The sequence below is a fragment of the Actinomyces sp. AC-20-1 genome, from assembly GCF_023369555.1.
GTDB lineage: Bacteria > Actinomycetota > Actinomycetes > Actinomycetales > Actinomycetaceae > Actinomyces.
Map to the genome: position 1 here is coordinate 129,725 of NZ_JACJVC010000006.1, position 15,760 is coordinate 145,484.

14 protein-coding genes and 1 pseudogene are annotated in these 15,760 nt (G+C 72.9%); 3 read left to right on the forward strand and 12 right to left on the reverse strand.

What is annotated here, in order from left to right:
- Positions 1-84: 84 nt before the first annotated feature.
- From H6X67_RS05465 to H6X67_RS05490, 6 genes are all read right to left on the reverse strand, one after another.
- The gene (locus H6X67_RS05465) at positions 85-969 is read right to left on the reverse strand and encodes a TrmH family RNA methyltransferase (protein WP_396121344.1); all 885 of its coding nucleotides are present in this window, start codon (positions 967-969) and stop codon (positions 85-87) included.
- Entirely contained in the window at positions 966-2,954 is a 1,989-nt protein-coding gene (locus H6X67_RS05470; RefSeq protein WP_249367200.1) for an ABC transporter ATP-binding protein, read from the reverse strand. Before H6X67_RS05470 ends, H6X67_RS05465 begins: the two co-directional genes overlap by 4 nt.
- Positions 2,951-4,708, reverse strand: a complete 1,758-nt coding sequence (locus H6X67_RS05475) for an ABC transporter ATP-binding protein (RefSeq protein ID WP_249367199.1) — start codon at positions 4,706-4,708, stop codon at positions 2,951-2,953. Before H6X67_RS05475 ends, H6X67_RS05470 begins: the two co-directional genes overlap by 4 nt.
- A 93-nt stretch (positions 4,709-4,801) precedes the next feature.
- Complete coding sequence (locus H6X67_RS05480) at positions 4,802-5,965, reverse strand: SPFH domain-containing protein (protein ID WP_249367231.1); 1,164 nt, start codon at positions 5,963-5,965, stop codon at positions 4,802-4,804.
- A gap of 78 nt (positions 5,966-6,043) precedes the next feature.
- A complete protein-coding gene (locus tag H6X67_RS05485) occupies positions 6,044-6,490 on the reverse strand; it encodes an NfeD family protein (RefSeq protein ID WP_249367198.1) in 447 nt (148 codons plus the stop codon).
- A gap of 29 nt (positions 6,491-6,519) precedes the next feature.
- On the reverse strand, positions 6,520-7,332 hold the full coding sequence (locus H6X67_RS05490) for an ABC transporter ATP-binding protein (RefSeq protein WP_249367197.1): 813 nt from the start codon (positions 7,330-7,332) through the stop codon (positions 6,520-6,522).
- A 102-nt stretch (positions 7,333-7,434) separates the two neighbouring features.
- On the opposite strand from H6X67_RS05490, the gene H6X67_RS05495 reads away from it, so the two are divergent.
- Positions 7,435-8,226, forward strand: coding sequence for an Rv1486c family protein (locus H6X67_RS05495; protein WP_249367196.1), 792 nt, complete (start codon positions 7,435-7,437; stop codon positions 8,224-8,226).
- 12 nt (positions 8,227-8,238) lie between these two features.
- On the opposite strand, the gene H6X67_RS05500 is transcribed toward H6X67_RS05495, so the two are convergent.
- From H6X67_RS05500 to glgA, 4 genes and pseudogenes are all read right to left on the reverse strand, one after another.
- Positions 8,239-8,865 carry a TetR/AcrR family transcriptional regulator gene (locus H6X67_RS05500; protein WP_249367195.1) on the reverse strand — a complete coding sequence of 209 codons (627 nt, stop codon included), beginning with the start codon at positions 8,863-8,865 and terminating at the stop codon, positions 8,239-8,241.
- A gap of 100 nt (positions 8,866-8,965) precedes the next feature.
- A complete protein-coding gene (locus H6X67_RS11840) occupies positions 8,966-10,183 on the reverse strand; it encodes a glycoside hydrolase family 3 C-terminal domain-containing protein (RefSeq protein WP_311765873.1) in 1,218 nt (405 codons plus the stop codon).
- 132 nt (positions 10,184-10,315) lie between these two features.
- Positions 10,316-10,792: pseudogene (locus H6X67_RS11845) on the reverse strand (glycoside hydrolase family 3 protein); the annotation flags it as partial.
- Positions 10,793-11,308: 516 nt separating this feature from the next.
- Positions 11,309-12,529, reverse strand: a complete 1,221-nt coding sequence (gene glgA, locus H6X67_RS05510) for a glycogen synthase (RefSeq protein WP_249367193.1) — start codon at positions 12,527-12,529, stop codon at positions 11,309-11,311.
- Between the two features lie 213 nt (positions 12,530-12,742).
- On the opposite strand from glgA, the gene H6X67_RS05515 reads away from it, so the two are divergent.
- Positions 12,743-13,987, forward strand: coding sequence for a glucose-1-phosphate adenylyltransferase (locus H6X67_RS05515; RefSeq protein ID WP_249367192.1), 1,245 nt, complete (start codon positions 12,743-12,745; stop codon positions 13,985-13,987).
- Between the two features lie 108 nt (positions 13,988-14,095).
- Positions 14,096-14,797 (forward strand): phosphoserine phosphatase SerB, encoded by a 702-nt coding sequence (gene serB / locus H6X67_RS05520; RefSeq protein ID WP_249367191.1) that lies wholly within the window; start codon positions 14,096-14,098, stop codon positions 14,795-14,797.
- A 56-nt stretch (positions 14,798-14,853) separates the two neighbouring features.
- On the opposite strand, the gene H6X67_RS05525 is transcribed toward serB, so the two are convergent.
- The gene (locus H6X67_RS05525; protein WP_249367190.1) at positions 14,854-15,378 is read right to left on the reverse strand and encodes a SixA phosphatase family protein; all 525 of its coding nucleotides are present in this window, start codon (positions 15,376-15,378) and stop codon (positions 14,854-14,856) included.
- Between the two features lie 101 nt (positions 15,379-15,479).
- Positions 15,480-15,760, reverse strand: a 281-nt coding sequence (locus H6X67_RS05530; protein ID WP_249435470.1) for an SDR family oxidoreductase, incomplete at its 5' end; no start/stop codon positions are given.

A 15,760-nucleotide genomic window follows, 5' to 3' on the forward strand; every position in this document is an offset into this window, starting at 1 on the left:
ACGGTGGGGGCGGTATCCGGCAGCCCTGCCGGATACCGCCCCCGTCTCTTGGTCCTGAGTGACGCCGCGCTCGGCCTCGACCTCTCAGTCGCGCACCCGCAGCTCCCAGAAGGCGACGGCAGCCGCCGCGGCCACGTTGAGCGAGTCCACGCCCCCGGCCATGGGGATACGCACCACCACGTCCGCCGCCGCCACCGTGCGGGCCCTGAGCCCGTCGCCCTCCGTGCCCAGCACGACCGCGACCCTGGAGCCCGGTGCGGTGCAGGCCGGTGAGGCCGAGAACGCGTCCAGACTCACCGCGCTGTCGCTCAGCGCCATGGCCGCCACCGTCCACCCGGCGTCGTGGAGCTCGTCCAGCGCGGGCCAGCGCTCGAGGCGCGTCCACGGCACCTGGAACACCGTGCCCATCGACACGCGCACGCTGCGCCGGTAGAGCGGGTCCGCGCACTGCGGGGTCACGAGCACGGCGTCGACGCTCAGGGCGGCGGCGCTGCGGAAGGCGGCACCGACATTCGTGTGGTCCACCAGGTCCTCCAGGACCGCGACGCGGCGCGCGCCCAGCCCGCCGCGCGCCGAGGCCAGCAGCTCGGCCACGCCCGCCAGCGCCGGCCGGTTCATGGCTGCCAGGGCCCCGCGGTGCAGGTGGAAGCCCGTGATCCGTTCCAGGACCTCCTCGGGGGCGAGGATGACGGGCACGTCCCCGCCGTCGTGCCTGCCGCCGGTGCCGGTGGCCGAGGCGATGAGCTCGCGCAGCTGCTCGTACCAGCGCTCGGCCATGAGGAAGGAGCGCGGCTCGTGCCCGGCCCACAGGGCCCGCTCGATCACCTTGGAGGACTCGGCCATGTACAGGCCGCGCTCGGTCTCCAGGCGACGGCGCAGGGCGACGTCGGTCAGGCTCGTGTAGTCGGCCAGGAGGTGGCCCAGGGCCGGGTCGTCCAGCTCCTCGCGGGTGCTGAGGCGGATGATCACGAGTGGTGCCGCTGCGTGCGGCCGAGGGCCCTGAGCAGCGGGTCCTGGACGACGGCGGGCTCGTCCTGGCCGGCCGGGCCGCTGAACTGGCTCTGGTAGAGCCGGTAGTAGGCGCCCTGGGCGGCGATGAGCTCGTCGTGGCTGCCCTGCTCGACGATGTCGCCGTGCTCCATCACGAGGATGATGTCCGCGTCACGGATGGTGGACAGGCGGTGGGCGATGACGAAGGAGGTGCGTCCCTGGCGCAGGCCGACCATCGCCTTCTGGACCAGCAGCTCGGTGCGGGTGTCCACCGAGCTCGTCGCCTCGTCCAGGACGAGGATCTGGCGGTCGGCCAGGAAGGCGCGGGCGATCGTGATGAGCTGCTTCTCACCGGCGGACACGCCGGAGCCGGAGTCGTCGATGACCGTGTCGTAGCCCTTGGGCAGGGCCTGGACGATGTGGTCGACGCTGGCGGCGCGGGCGGCGGCCAGCACCTGGTCCTCGCAGGCCCCGGCGGAGCCGAAGGCGATGTTCTCGCGGATCGTGCCCTCGAAGAGCCACGTGTCCTGCAGGACCATGCCGATCTGCTCGCGCAGCCGGTCGCGGCTGAGATCGCGAGTGTCGACGCCGTCGAGCGTGATCCTGCCGGACTGGGGGTCGTAGAAGCGCAGCAGGAGGTTGACCATCGTTGTCTTACCGGCGCCGGTGGGACCGACGATGGCCACCGTCTGGCCGGGCTCCACGGTGAGGCTGAGGTCCGTGATGAGCTCGGTACCGGGGCTGTAGGAGAAGCGCACGTGGTCGAAGACGACCCTGCCGGTCACGCGCTCGGGCAGCTGCGCCGGGGCGTCGGCCTCGCCCTCCTCGGGCGCGTCCATGATCTCGAACAGCCGCTCGGCGCTGGCGGCGCCGGACTGCAGGAGGTTGGCCATGGAGGCGATCTGGGTGATGGGCTGGGTGAACTGCTGCGTGTACTGGATGAAGGCCTGGACGTCGCCCAGGGTCATCGTCCCGCTGGTCACGCGCACACCGCCGATGACGGCGACGATGACGAAGCTGAGGTTGGAGACCACGCGCATGGCCGGCTGGATGGTGCCGGAGACCCACTGGGCCTTGTAGGACCCGTCGTAGAGGCGGGTGTTCTCCTCGTCGAACAGGCGGGTGAACTCCTCCTCCGAGCTGAACAGGGTGACGGCCTCGTGCCCGGTGAAGGCCTCCTCGACCACGCCCGTGACCTTGCCGGTGGCGTCCCACTGCTGGGTGAAGTGGGGCTGCGCGCGCCGGGCGATGAGCAGGGTGATGACCAGGGCGAGCGGCACCATGGCGAGGGTGACGAGCGAGAGCTGCACGGAGATCGTCACCATCATGGCCAGGACGCCGATGACGGAGATGATGGAGCTCAGCGCCTGCGAGAGGGTCTGCTGGAGCGACTGGGTGATGTTGTCGACGTCGTTGGTCACGCGCGAGAGGATGTCGCCGCGCGAGCCAGTGTCGAGGTACGACAGGGGCACCCGGTTGAGCTTGGCCTCGACCTCGGCGCGCATGCGCTGGCCGGTGCGCTGGACGACGCCGGCCAGCACGTAGCCCTGCGTCCACATGAACAGGGCGGAGAGCAGGTAGACGGCGAGCACCTGGGCGAGGACGACGAGCAGGGCGTGGGTGTCGATGCCCTGGCCGACGACGACGTCGTAGGCGGAGACCATGTCCGCGTACTCGCTCATGCCCCCGGCGCTGAGCGCCTGGGCCAGCGCGTCCCCGCTGAGACCGGCGGGCAGGCCCGCGTTGCCCAGGACGGTGCCGATGATCCCCTCGAAGAGGATGTTCATGGCGTGGGCGAGGATCTTGGGGGCGACGACGTTGAGGACGACCGCGATGGTCGTGAGGATGACGACGAGGGTGATCCGGGCTCGCTCGGGGCGCAGCTCGCCGAGCAGGCGCCTCCACGTGCCGCGGAAGTCGGCGGCCTTCTGCTGGGGGCCGCGGGGGCCGGGTCCGTGGCTCATGCCGCCTCCTGCTCGCTGATCTGGGACAGGACGATCTCGGAGTAGGTGGGGCAGGTGCTCATGAGCTCCTCGTGGGTGCCGGTGCCGACGACGCGGCCCTCGTCGAGGACGACGATCTGCTCGGCGTTGCGGATGGAGGCGACTCGCTGGGCGACGACGACGAGGGTGGCGCCACCGGTGGCGTCGGGCAGCCCGGCGCGCAGGCGCGCGTCGGTGGCGTAGTCGAGGGCGGAGAAGGAGTCGTCGAAGATGTAGACGCCGGCGTCGCGCACGAGGGCGCGGGCGATGGCCAGGCGCTGGCGCTGGCCGCCGGAGAAGTTGACCCCGCCCTGGTCGACCTCGTGGTCGAGGCCGTCGTCGAGGTCCTGGACGAAGCCGGAGGCCTGGGCGGCCTCGAGGGCGTCCCAGATCTCGGTGTCGGCGGCGCCCTTCTTTCCGTGCTGCAGGGTGCTGCGCACGGTGCCGGAGAAGAGGAAGGCCTTCTGGGGGACGGTGGCGACGGCGCTGCGCAGCTCGCGCGGGTCGAGGTCTCGCACGTCGACGCCGTCGACCGTCACCCGTCCCTCGGTGACGTCGAGCAGGCGCGGAATGAGGTTGATGAGGGTCGTCTTGCCGGAGCCGGTGGAGCCGATGAAGGCGGTGGTCTGTCCGGGGCGCATGACGACGTCGACGTCGCTGAGGACCGCGGCCTCGGCCCCGGGGTAGCGGAAGGTCACGTGCTCGAGGCGGACCTCGCGGCCCCTGGGCCCGACCGTCGAGCCGGTCGGGGCGGGCAGGTGCACCGGCGCGCTGGGCGCGGTGATGGCGGGCTCGACGGCCATGACGTCCTGGTAGCGCTCGGCGGCCACCTGGGCGCGCGGCAGCTGCATGACGAGCATGATGGCGATCATCACGGAGAAGAGGATCTGCATGATGTAGTTGACGAAGGCGGTGAGGTCACCGATCTCCATGCCACCGCTGGTCACGCGCTGGCTTCCGAACCAGTACACGCCGATGACGGACAGGTTCATGATGACCTGGACGGCGGGCATGAGCAGGGCGAAGAGGCGCCCGATGGACAGCGAGGTGGCGGTGAGGGAGTCGTTGGCCTCGTCGAAGACGCGTCGGCGCTCGTCCTGGCGCACGAAGGCGCGGATGACGCGCACGCCCTGGATCTGCTCGCGCATGACGAGGTTGACGCGGTCGATGCGCGACTGCATCACCTTGAAGTGCGGCAGGAGGCGGGTCATGAGGGTCCCGACGACGACGAGCAGCAGCGGGATGAGGACGAGCAGGAGGCTGGACAGGGGCACGTCCACACGCAGCGCCATGACGGTGCCGCCGACGAGCATGATCGGGGCCATGAGCATCATGGCGCAGACCATGAACACCAGCATCTGGATCTGCTGGATGTCGTTGGTGGAGCGGGTGATGAGGGAGGGCGCCCCGAAGCGGGAGACCTCCTCGAGGTTGAAGCGCTGGACGTGGGTGAAGATGTCCCGGCGCATCTGGCGGCCCAGCCCCATGGCGGCCTTGGAGGCGAGGTAGGTGGCCAGGACGGCGGCGACGCCCTGGACGACGGTGACGGCGAGCATGAGGCCGCCCAGGCTCCAGATCCGGTCCGTGTCCCCGGCGACGACGCCCTCGTTGATGATGGAGGCGTTGAGGGTCGGCAGGGTGAGGACGGCGATCGTCTCGGCCACCTTGAGGACGAGGACCGCGAGCAGCGGGACCCGGTACGGCCTCAGGTAATGACGCAGGGTCTTAAACAGCACGACGGGGAGACTAGGACCGTTCGCTGAACGATTCCTGTGTCTCCCCGTCGTCTGGAGGGTTCTGGGACGCGTCTCACACGTCCCGGGCACCGGTCAGGCGCCGGCCGGGGGCACCACCGGGGGCAGCCCGTCCGCCGTCGGGGCGCCCTGGGCCGGGGCGGCGTGCACGCCGCGCGCCGGCAGCGTCGTCGTCGCCTCCGAGGTGTTCTGCTCGGCGACGCTCGAGGCGGTCTCGGCCTCGCCCTTGGCCTCGGCCAGGGCCTCCTCGGGGGCGGCCAGGTTGGTGGAGGCGAGCTCGGAGGTCAGCGACAGGTCCCCCAGGCCGGACATGTCCACGCTCACGGGCTCGTCGGAGTCCGCCGAGAAGGCGCCGGAGCCGGGGGCGGTCGAGCCCTTGCCGCCGAGCGCCCCCGCGATGCCGTCGAGGGCGGCGGTGAACTCGGTGGGCACGATCCACATCTTGGAGGAGGTGCCGTTGGCGATCTTCGGCAGGGTCTGCAGGTACTGGTAGGCCAGCAGCTTCGGGTCGGCGTTGCCGCGGTGGATGGCGTCGAAGACCTGGAGGATGGCGCGGGACTCACCCTGGGCCTTGAGGATCGCGGACTGGGCCTGGCCCTCGGCACGCAGGATGGCGGACTGCTTGTCACCCTCGGCGGTGAGGATCTGGGACTGCTTGACGCCCTCGGCGGTGAGGATGGCGGCGCGGCGGTCGCGCTCGGCGCGCATCTGCTGCTCCATGGCGCCCTGGATGGAGGCGGGCGGGTCGATGGACTTGAGCTCGACGTTGCTCACGCGGATGCCCCAGCGGCCGGTCGCCTGGTCGAGGACGCCGCGCAGCTGGCCGTTGATCTGGTCGCGGCTGGTGAGCGTCTGCTCGAGGTCCATGGCGCCGATGACGTTGCGCAGCGTGGTGACGGTCAGCTGCTCGATGGCCTGGAGGTAGTTGGCGATCTCGTAGGTGGCGCGCTTGGGGTCGGTCACCTGGTAGTAGATGACCGAGTCGATGGACACCACGAGGTTGTCGGAGGTGATGACCGGCTGGGGCGGGAAGGAGACGACCTGCTCGCGCAGGTCCACCATGGTGCGCACCCGGTCGATGAAGGGCACGAGGAAGTGCATGCCGGCGCCGTACTCGGCCTGGAACTTGCCCAGGCGCTCGACGATGATCGCGTAGGACTGCGGGACGATCCGCACAGCCTTGAAGATCGCGACGATGACGAACAGCGCGATGAGGATGAGGACGATGAGGGTGGCCATTCCGAGGCCCGTTGCGGTGTCCACCGGGCTCCTTTCAGTGGTGGGGTGGTGGTCAGCTGAGGTGGGTGCGGCCCTGGGTCACTCGGGCCGCACGACGGCGACGGCGCCGTCGACCGAGACGATGCGCACGTGGGCGCCGGCCGGGACGGCCCGGGGCGCGGGGGCGCCGGGCTGCGGCTCGGCGAGGCGGGCGCTCCACTCCTCCCCGGCCAGGAGCACCCGGCCGCCGTGGACGTCGACGGCGGTCAGGGCGGTGGCCTCGCGGCCGAGCTTGGCCTCGACGTTGGTGAGCATGTGGGGGGTGCGCCGCGCGAGCTGGGCCTTGGCCCAGGGCCGCACGAGGAACAGGAGCAGGACGGACACGACGGAGAAGACGATGACCTGGACGGTCAGGCTCGCGCCGAGGCCGGCGGCGGCCGCACCGCCCAGAGCCCCTCCGGCGATCATGATGAAGGTGAGGTCCGCGCTGAGCGTCTCGACGACGGCGAGGACGAGGGCTCCTCCGAGCCACCAGAGCCATGCCATGGGTGTTCTCCTGTCTGTGGGTGCGGGGGTCAGGTGGCCGCAGGGGCTCCGGGGCCGGGGTGGGCGCCCCGCGCGGTGTAGCGGCCGCGCTCGAGGGCGACCTCCAGCGGCAGGCCGAAGGTGGCGGACATCGTGGGGGCGTTGAGGACCTCGGTGAGGGTCCCGCAGCCCTGGACGCGCCCGTCGCGCAGGGCGAGGGCGTGGGTGAAGCCGACGGGGACCTCCTCGAGGTGGTGGGTGACGAGCAGCATCGACGGCGAGCCGGGGGCGGCGATGATCTCGCTCAGGGCCGCCAGCAGGAGCTCGCGCCCGGCGACGTCGAGGCCGGAGGCGGGCTCGTCGAGGACGAGCAGCTCCGGGTCGGGCATGAGGGCGCGGGCGATCTCGACGCGCTTGCGCTCCCCGGAGGACAGGCTCCCCCAGGTGCGCTCGGCCAGAGCGCCGGCCCCCAGGGCACCGAGCAGGGCGCGGGCGCGCTCGACGTCGAAGTCGTCGTACTCCTCGCGCCAGACCCCGATGCGTCCGTAGGAGGCGGACAGGACGATGCTCAGGACCGTCTCGGAGGCCAGCACGTTCTGGGCCAGGGCGAAGGAGCACAGGCCGATGCGCGGGTGGAGCTCGGAGATGTCGACGCGGCCCATGCGCTCACCGAGGACGTCGACCGTCCCGGAGGAGGGGAAGAGCCGGGCCGAGGCGAGGCGGGAGACGGTGGTCTTGCCCGCCCCGTTGGGGCCGAGGACGACCCAGTGCTGGCCCTCGTCGACGCTCCAGCTCACGTGGGAGAGGATCTGCTTGGTCCCCCGGTGGAGGGAGACGTCGTCGAGGCGCAGCACGCTGGTCATGGCGCCACCCTAGCGTGCCGGGGTGACCTGAGTCCTACTCCCGCGCCGTGCCGTGACGGGCAGTGGTGCCCGTGGCCGCGGGGGGTCGGTAGGGTCCGGCCCATGCCCCTCCTCGACCTGCCGGTCAGCGTCCTGCTCGCGCTGTGGGCACCCGTGCCCTCCTCCGTCGGCACCGCCCTGGTGCAGGGGCCCGACGGCGCCCACGACGTCGTCCCTGTCCCCACAGGCTCCCCGGGCTCCGTGGGTCTTGCTGCCTCCACGGCCTCGGGCTGGGACGGGGCCGGCGGCGGAACGACGGCGGTGGGGCTGCCCGCGTGGCTGGAGGCGGCGCGCCCGCTGCACCGGTGCGCGGCCGTGCTGCCCTCGCCCGCGGACCCGGTGCCGGGTCTGGCGCTGGCGCTCGAGGAGGGCGAGGCGGTCCTGCTCGAGGGCGGCGCGGGCTCGTCCCTCGAGGGCCGCAGCGTCCTGCTGGTGCCCCGCGCCTCGGGCACGAGCGTGACCTGGGCGGCGCACGTGCTGGGCTCCTCCCCCGCCCCCTTCGACGCCTCGCAGGCGCGCCGCGACGTCCACCGTGCCACCGAGGAGGCCATTGAGGCGCTGGTGGCGCTGGACCTGGCCCGTGAGCGCCCGGATCTGGCCGAGGTGCTCACGGACCTGGTGACGGCCGTCCTGGACCCCGGGCTCCTGCCGCCCTGGCTGGACGCGCGCCGGCGGGACCTGCTGGAGCGCTCACTGCGCCTGTCGGGCATCTGCGAGCTGGCGCTGGCCGACGACGGGGCGGCGGCCACCGCCTCCCAGGGCCTGGCGCGCAGCCGGGTGCTGCGGCGCCTGGGCGCGGTGGCGCGCCACGGGGTGGCGGCCGCCACGGAGACCTGGGGCCCGCGTCAGGGGTGAGTGGGGGCCGGCTCAGCGGCTGCCGGCGATGAGGGCGGCGTAGGCCGCGTCCCAGGTCGCGACCAGGTCGACCTGCTCGGGCTCGCGCAGCCACTGCTCCTCGATCCCGCCCATGAGGGCCAGCGTGGCCCTCGCCGTCGTGCGCGGGTCCCTCACCGCCCCGGTGAGCAGCTGCTCGAAGGCCGCGACGGCCTGGGCGTCGCGCTGGCGGAAGTAGTCGTAGGAGGGGTGGTCCTCGCTCAGCGCCTCGGCGCGCAGGATGGCGTAGAGGCGGATGATGGTGGGCTGGGTGGCGTTGTGGGCGACCAGCCGGTGCAGGACGGCGGCCCCGGCGTCCGCGGGCGGGGCGGCCCCGGTGGCGGCGGTGAGGAGGCCGAGGGGCTGACCGGGCCCGGAGCCCTCCGGGGCCGCGCACCCGAGCGCCGCCATGTCACGGCGGTCACGCGTCTCCAGGACCATCTGGAGGGCGCGCTCCTTGGAGCCGATGTGGTGGATGAGCCCGGCGTTGGACAGCCCGCAGCGCTGGGCGAGCTCGCCCACGGAGAAGCCGAAGTAGCCCTTGTCCGCGATGAGCTCGGTGGCGTGGGCGACGATCTGGTCGGCCCGGTCGCGTGCGTCCATACGGGTGCGCTGGCTCACGTCCCGCTCCTGTCGTCGTGGGCCCCGCGAGGGCGCTGCGGGGCGCGGCGACGTGCTCGTCACCGCGCCCCGCAGCATAGCCTCGGCGGCGCCCCTCGGCTCACAGGCTGAGCGTCACGGCGGCCGGGTCGTGGGCGTGGAAGCCGACCTCGAGCTCGACGGGCCCGTCGGCCAGGACGATGCGCCGCGCACCCGGGTCCCAGGAGCCGAGCTGGGTCAGGCGCACCGGGACCTCGACGTCGGCCCTGCCCCCGGCGGGCACCTCGACAGTGGCGAAGCCGAGCAGCTGGGTCTCGTCAGCGTGGGCTCCCCCGCGGCCGTAGGCCTGGACCACCTGGATGCCATCGCGCTCGCCGTCGTTGGCCACGGTGACCCGCACGGTCAGCACGCGCTCGGCGCCCTCGCCGTCGGAGCCGGTGACCTCGGCGCCGACGAGCCGGTAGGTGGTGTAGGACAGTCCCCAGCCCAGCGGGTAGGCGGCCTCGACACCGAGACGGTCGAGCAGGCGCTGGCCGTGGTAGCGGTCGTAGGTGACAGCGGTGGCGTCCCGGTCGAAGGCCGGCAGGTGCTCCTCGCTGGTGGGCACGGAGAAGGGCAGGCGGCCGGAGGGGTTGACGGCGCCGGACAGGACGTCGGCCAGGGCGTGGCCGCCCTCCATGCCGGCGTACCACATCATGAGCACGGCCGGGACGTCCTGGCGCCAGCTCTCCGTCATGATGGTGCCGGCGCCGACGAGGGCGACGACGGTGCGCGGGTTGGCCGCGGCGACGGCGCGGATGACGTCCTCGTCGACGGGGCGCAGGCCCAGGTGGGTGCGGTCGCCGCCGGCGCCCGCCTCGGTCATGAGCACGAGGGAGGAGCCGGACTCCTCGGCGGGTGCGTCGCCCACCGCGGCGCTCATGACGGCGGCGAGGTCGAAGCCGGCGACGACGACGGCGACGTCCGCCTCGGCGGCGGCCACGGGGTCGTCGTCCCCGACGTGGACGACCCGGGCCTGCGGCCAGGCGGCCCTGATGCCCTCGAGCGGGGTGGTGTGGCTCGGCGGGTGGACGTTGGAGGAGCCGGCGTCACCCATGTCCTCGGCGGTGGCCAGGCGCCCGATGACGGCGATGGTGGCGAGGTCGGCGCTCAGCGGCAGGACGGGAGCGGGGCCGACGGGCTCGTTGCGCAGCAGGGTCATGGCGCGCCCGGCGACCTCGCGGGCCAGGGCCCGGTGCTCGGGCGAGGCGAGCAGGGCCGGGTCCTCGGGCACCTCGTCACGGGTGGCGTAGGAGCGCAGCTGTGCGGTGATGAGCCGCAGGCCGGCGCGGCGGACCATGTCCCAGCCCGTCTGCCCGGCCTCGAGCTGAGCGGCGAGGTCGCGGGCGCGCAGCTGGGAGGCGGGCTCCTCGAGGTCGAGGCCGTTGTTGAGGGAGGTGGCGGCGTCGCGCAGGCCCCAGATGAAGTCGGAGACGGTGACGCCCTCCCACCCCCACTGCTCGCGCAGGACGTCGTGGAGCAGCGCCTTGTTCCGGCCGGCCCACTCGCCGTTGACGGAGTTGTAGGCGCTCATGATGGCGGCGACGCCCTCGTCGACGGCGCGCTTGAAGTGGGGCAGGTACTGCTCGTGGAGGCTGGCCTCGTCAATGGTGACGTCCACCTCGAAGCGCTTGTTCTCCATCGAGTTCAGGGCGTAGTGCTTGGCGCATGCCATGGCGTGGCGCTGGACGCCCCGGGTGAGGGCCGCGCCCATCTCGCCCAGGAGGCAGGTGTCCTCGGAGTAGGTCTCCTGGATGCGGCCCCAGGCGGGGTGGCGGGGCAGGTTGATGCACACGCCGCCGAAGAAGCTGCCGCCCACGGCGCGCACCTCGGTGCCGATGGCGTCCCCCACCCGCTCCTCCAGGGCGGTGTCCCAGGTGGCGCCGCGGGCCATGGAGACGGGGAAGGCGGTCCCCTGGCCCCTTGCCGGTGACGCAGCCGCGGGGGCCGTCGACGAAGCGCGTGCCGGGGACGCCCAGGCGCTCGACCTGCCCGTGGACGTAGGGGACGGCGTTGTAGCCGTTGACCATGGAGGCCATGAGCTCGTAGAAGGGGGTGTCGCCGTCGAGGAGGCCGAGCCTCTCGTCGTCGGTGAGCCGGTCGTAGAGGCGGGCGGCCTCGTCGAGGGGGTCGGCGCCGTCGCGCACGGCCTGGACGGACTGCTCGAAGGGTGTGGTCAGCGGTGTCTCCTCGCGCGTCATCGCACTGGTCTCGTCGGTGGGTCGAGGCGGGCGCCGGTTCTCCACCCGCCATACCGACACACCGGTCGGTAGGCATTATGAGTCTAGTGTCACACCCCGTGCGCGGCAAGCCCCGCGCACGACGGCGCGCTCCCCGGGCCAGGGCCGCCGCCGGACCGCCCGGCAGTCCCGCGCGCGCGACGGCGCCGCCCCCTCCGGGACGGCGGCGCCGTGTCGCACAGTCCTCAGCGCTGGTTGTCCAGCGCCCACCGGTAGACCTCCATGGTCCGCTCGGCGATCGCGGACCACGAGAAGTGCTCCTCCACGCGGGCGCGGGCGGCGGCACCCATCCGCCTGGCCCTGCCCTCGTCGGTCACGAGGTCGGTCAGGCGCGCAGCCAGGTCGGAGGCGAAGGACTCGGGGTGGATCGGGGTGCCGGTGCCGTCCTGCAGCTGCTCCAGGGGGACGAGGTAGCCGGTCTCGCCGTCGACGATGACGTCCGGGATGCCCCCCGTGGCCGAGCCCACCACGGGCAGCCCCATGGCCATCGCCTCGAGGTTGACGATGCCCAGCGGCTCGTAGACCGACGGGCACACGAAGACGTCCGAGGAGGCCAGCACCGCCTGGAGCTCGCGGTGCGGGAGCATCTCCTCGATGAGGACCACGCCCGTGCGCTGCGCCTGCAGCGCGGCGACGGCGGCGTCCACCTCCGCCTTGATCTCCTTCGTGTCCGGGGCGCCGGCGCACAGGATGACCTGCACCTCGGCGGGCAGCATCTCCACGGCGCGCAGCAGGTGCGGCAGGCCCTTCTGACGGGTGACACGGCCGACGAAGACGACCGTCGGGCGCTGCGGGTCGATGCCGAAGCGCTCCTGCACGTCCAGGGTCAGGGCCTCGAAACCGGCGTCCTCGGGGCGGGCCCAGTCCTCCAGGTCGATGCCGTTGTGGACCACTTTGACGCGCTCGGGGTCGACGGCCGGGTAGGAGCGCAGGATGTCCGCACGCATCCCGTTCGACACCGCGATGATGGCGGAGGCCCCCTCGTAGGCCTGCCGCTCGGCCCAGGAGGACAGGGCGTAGCCGCCGCCGAGCTGCTCCGCCTTCCAGGGGCGCATGGGCTCCAGCGAGTGGGCGGAGACGACGTGCGGGACGCCGTGCAGGAGCCCGGCGAGGTGACCGGCCATGTTGGCGTACCAGGTGTGGGAGTGGACGATGTCCGCACCGGCGACGCCGGGCACCATCTGGAGGTCGACGCCGAGGGTCTGCAGGGCGGCGTTGGCCCCGGCGAGCTCGGGCAGGTCCGAGTAGCCGGTCACGCCCTCCTCAGCGTCCTCACGGGGCCCGCCGAAGGCGTGGACGCGCACGTCGGCGTGCTTGCGCAGGACCTTCGCCAGCTCGTTGACGTGTACTCCCGCGCCACCGTAGATGAAGGGCGGGTACTCCTTGGTCAGCAGGTCAACCCTCATGGTCTGGTGCTCCTCGCTCGAAGGTGCCGGCTCCGGCGGGGCCCGGTCCGGTTCGGCCGCTCGGGCGGGACACCCGCGGCCAGTGCTGACGCTATCGGTTCGCCCCGGGCTCGGGGGCGGTTTCCGGCTCCCGGGCCGTCCCCGCCGCCGAAAGCCCATATCTGTCCGCGCGGTTTGCTCACGCACCGGGGACGCCTCCCCTAACCTGGGGCCATGGCTTCCCCTCGTGTCCTCGCAATCATCCTCGCCGGTGGTGAAGGCAAGCGCCTCATGCCCCTGACGGTCGACCGGGCCAAGCCCGCCGTCCCCTTCGGGGGCATCTACCGGCTCATCGACTTCTCGCTGTCGAACATGATCAACTCGGGCTTCCTCAAGGTGGTCGTGCTCACCCAGTACAAGTCCCACTCCCTGGACCGCCACATCTCCAAGACCTGGCGCATGTCCGACATGCTGGGCAACTACATCGCCCCCGTGCCCGCGCAGCAGCGCGTGGGCAAGCACTGGTTCCTGGGCTCGGCGGACGCGATCTACCAGTCCCTCAACCTCCTGGACGACGAGCGCCCCGACTACGTCGTCATCACGGGCGCGGACAACATCTACCGCATGGACTTCTCGCAGATGCTGGAGCACCATATCGCCTCCGGCCTGCCGCTGACCGTCGCCGGCATCCGCCAGCCGCGCTCCCTCGCGGACCAGTTCGGCGTCATCGAGACCGACCCGACCGACCCCGGCCGGATCAAGGCCTTCGTCGAGAAGCCGAAGGACACGCCCGGCCTGCCGGACTCCCCCGACGAGGTCCTGGCCTCGATGGGCAACTACATCATGGACGCCGACGCCCTGCTGGAGGCCGTGACGGTCGACGCCGCGGACGAGTCCTCCAAGCACGACATGGGCGGCAACATCGTCCCCTGGTTCGTCAGCAAGGGCGCCGCCGGCGTCTACGACTTCAAGGACAACGACGTGCCGGGCGCCACCGAGCGCGACCGCGACTACTGGCGTGACGTGGGCACGGTCGACGCCTTCTACGAGGCCCACCAGGACCTCATCAGTGTCAGCCCCGTCTTCAACCTGTACAACGACCGCTGGCCGCTGTTCGCCGGGTACACCAACGCCATGCCCCCGGCGAAGTTCGTCTACGGCTACCACGAGCGCCTGGGCCACGCCGTCGACTCCATCGTCTCCCCGGGCGTCATCGTCTCCGGCGGCGAGGTCATCTCCTCGGTGCTCTCCCCCGGCGTGCGCGTCAACTCCTGGTCCAGCGTGCGCGAGTCCGTCCTCATGGACGGGGTCAACGTCGGCCGCAACACGGTGGTCTCGCGCGCGATCCTCGACAAGTACGTCGTCGTCGAGGAGGGCGCCATGGTGGGTCTCGACCACGAGCACGACCGCGAGCGCGGCTTCACGGTGACCGAGTCCGGCATCACCGTCGTCGCCAAGGGGCAGGTCGTCACCCGCTGACCCCGCCCCGGCGGCCCTCCGGCCCGCCGCGAGGACGAGGGGGACCCCGGGACCGCCGCCGTGCGCGGGTCCCGGGGTCCCTCGCGCCCAGCCGATACCATCCGTCCCATGAGCGACGCCCTTTCCCCCGCCCCCTCCCCCCGGGTCAGCGGCGCCCGCGCCACGGGGGCCCTGGCCGCCGAGGGCCCGGGCCTGCTGGTGATGGACGTGGACTCCACGCTCATCGAGCAGGAGGTCATCGAGCTCATCGCCGAGCGCGCCGGGACCCGCGAGCAGGTCGCCGAGGTCACGGCGCGCGCCATGCGCGGCGAGCTTGACTTCTCCCAGTCGCTGCGCGAGCGGGTGGCGACCCTCGCCGGAGTGCCGGAGCAGGTCCTCGCCGAGGTGCTGGCCGAGGTCCGTCTGACCCCCGGGGCCCGTGAGCTCGTCGAGGCGCTGCACGCGCGCGGCTGCCGCGTCGGCGTCGTCTCCGGCGGCTTCGAGGAGGTCGTCGTGCCGCTGGCGGCGGGCCTGGGGATCGACCACGTGGCGGCCAACCGCCTTGAGGTGGCCGACGGCGCGCTGAGCGGCCGGGTGCTGGGGCGCGTGGTGGACCGTGAGGAGAAGGTGCGTCGCCTGCGCGCCTGGGCCGAGGCCGACGGCGTGCCGATGGGGCGCACGGTGGCGGTGGGCGACGGCGCGAACGACCTGGGGATGATCGGCGCGGCGGGCCTGGGCGTGGCCTTCTGCGCCAAGCCGGTGGTGGTGGAGCGGGCTCCGGCCGCGGTGCACGTGCGGGACCTGCGGGCCGTGCTCGACCTGCTCGGCTGAGGGCCGGCAGGGGTCCGGCCGGTCGCCCGGGCCGGCCGCGTCAGCGGGTGCCCTCGTCAGCGGGCTGCGGTGAGGACGCGTCCCAGGTGGGCGCTGCGCGGGCCGAGCCCCGTCCAGGAGGTGGGCACCTGGAGGATGAGGGCCGTGGCCGTGGGCACGCCGAAGGACACCTGCGAGGCCAGGGCGTCATCAGTGTCGTGGAGCATGTGGGCCAGCACCGAGACGGTGGGCTCGTGGCCCACGACGACGACGGTGCGGACCTCGTCGTCGAGCGCGGTGACGAGGGACAGGATCCCGGAGGGCCCCTCGTGGTAGATCGCCGGCTCCACGCGCGTCTCGGCCGGGCTCAGGCGCTGCTGGAGAGGCTGGGCGCTCTGGCGGGCTCGGGCGGCGGGTGACACGAGCAGGAGGTCGGCGTCCCCGACGGCGAGGTGGAGGTCCCGGGCGAGGTCGTCGGCCATGTCCCGGCCCCGGGGTGTCAGGGGCCGCTCGAGGTCGGTGAGGGCGTCGTGCGAGGCCTTGGAGTGCCTGACGAGAACGAGAGTGCGCGCCGTGGGGCCGGCGGGGGCGGGTGTCGTCACGGCGGACACGATACGGCACGCGGGTGCGCCGGCCACCGCTCCCGCCCGGGGGGGGGCTGGGCGGCCCACCGGCGTCGGTGCGTCCTGGGCGCCCGCGGGGCTCAGGCGCCCAGGACGCCCATCCCGCCGTCGGCGCGCAGGACCTGGCCGGTGGTGGCGGGCAGCCAGTCGGACAGGAGCGAGACCACCGTGCGGGCCACGGGCTCGGCGTCGTCGGGGTCCCAGCCCAGGGGCGCCCTGTCCTGCCAGCTGGCGGCGAGCGCGTCGAGCCCGGGCACGGCGCCGGCGGCCGGGGTGCGCAGGGGGCCGGCGGCGACCGCGTTGACGCGCACCCCGGCGGGCCCGAGCTCGACGGCGAGCCCTCGCACGCTGGCCTCCAGGG

Coding starts and splice junctions, on each gene's coding strand:
- glgA (WP_249367193.1), bottom strand. CDS start 12,529: ATGAGGGTTGACCTGCTGACCAAGGAGTACCCGCCCTTCATCTACGGT.
- H6X67_RS05470 (WP_249367200.1), bottom strand. CDS start 2,954: ATGAGCCACGGACCCGGCCCCCGCGGCCCCCAGCAGAAGGCCGCCGAC.
- H6X67_RS05515 (WP_249367192.1), top strand. CDS start 12,743: ATGGCTTCCCCTCGTGTCCTCGCAATCATCCTCGCCGGTGGTGAAGGC.
- H6X67_RS05490 (WP_249367197.1), bottom strand. CDS start 7,332: ATGACCAGCGTGCTGCGCCTCGACGACGTCTCCCTCCACCGGGGGACC.
- H6X67_RS05485 (WP_249367198.1), bottom strand. CDS start 6,490: ATGGCATGGCTCTGGTGGCTCGGAGGAGCCCTCGTCCTCGCCGTCGTC.
- H6X67_RS05480 (WP_249367231.1), bottom strand. CDS start 5,965: ATGGCCACCCTCATCGTCCTCATCCTCATCGCGCTGTTCGTCATCGTC.
- serB (WP_249367191.1), top strand. CDS start 14,096: ATGAGCGACGCCCTTTCCCCCGCCCCCTCCCCCCGGGTCAGCGGCGCC.
- H6X67_RS11840 (WP_311765873.1), bottom strand. CDS start 10,183: ATGGTCCGCCGCGCCGGCCTGCGGCTCATCACCGCACAGCTGCGCTCC.
- H6X67_RS05495 (WP_249367196.1), top strand. CDS start 7,435: ATGCCCCTCCTCGACCTGCCGGTCAGCGTCCTGCTCGCGCTGTGGGCA.